This is a genomic window from Paenibacillus sp. sgz302191 (genome assembly GCF_057749925.1).
Window position 1 is genome coordinate 1 of the sequence record NZ_JBYLHY010000095.1, and the last position, 900, is coordinate 900.

Genomic DNA, 900 nt, shown 5'->3' on the forward strand with positions numbered 1-900 from the left:
TCAAAGCCGGACGGCGCATGCAGCATAATCGACTGGTTCCAGTGATGGCGATCGGTAAAGTTCCGTTCGAAAAACCACTGCTGAATCGGGGTCAGCAGCACTTCGCCCTGTACCGGTCCCTGATCTGCCGGTTTCGTTTCGGCCCGCTGCAGGTATGGAATCACCTGCTCGATCGTTGGGTGCTGGAACAGGTCCTTCATCTCCAGCTTCCATCCGTGCTTGTGCAGGCGGCTGCCCATCTGGATCGCCTTGATCGAATCGCCGCCCAGCGCGAAGAAATTGTCCCGCGTACCGACGATCATCAGGCCCAGCACGTCCTGCCAAATCTCCGCCAGCAGCGTTTCCAGTTCGCTTGCCGGCTCCTTGTGATCCGTCGCCACCGCCGTCATTTCCGGCTGCGGCAGCACCCGCCGGTCCACCTTGCCGTTGGGCGTCAGCGGCAGCTCACTCATCTGCACCCAGTGCTGCGGCACCATGTATTCCGGCAGCTTTTGCGCCAGAGCGGCCTGCAGAGTCTGCGTGAAATCGTCCTGCAGCTCGCCTTCCAGCAGCCATTCCGGCACCACGTAGGCGCACAAGGCGGTATTGCCGCTCGCATCCCGGATGCCGGCCACGACCGCCGCCTGTACCGCCGGATGCACGACGAGCTGCGCCTCGATTTCCGACAGCTCGATCCGGAAGCCCCGCACTTTCACCTGCAGGTCCTTGCGGCCCAAATATTCAATGCTGCCGTCTTCCAGCCACCGCGCCAAATCGCCCGTGCGGTACATCCGCTCGCCAGGCGCGAACGGATCCTCCACGAACTTCTCCCGCGTCTCCTCCGGCCGGTTGTTGTAGCCCCGGGCCAGTCCCCGGCCCGCGATGCACAGCTCCCCGGCTACGCCGATCGGCTGCAGCTGC

1 protein-coding gene is annotated in these 900 nt (G+C 63.7%); it reads right to left on the reverse strand.

From position 1 onward, the window contains the following. On the reverse strand, positions 1–900 hold a 900-nt coding region (locus tag AC3G2T_RS38740; RefSeq protein WP_488438821.1), incomplete at both ends, for an AMP-binding enzyme.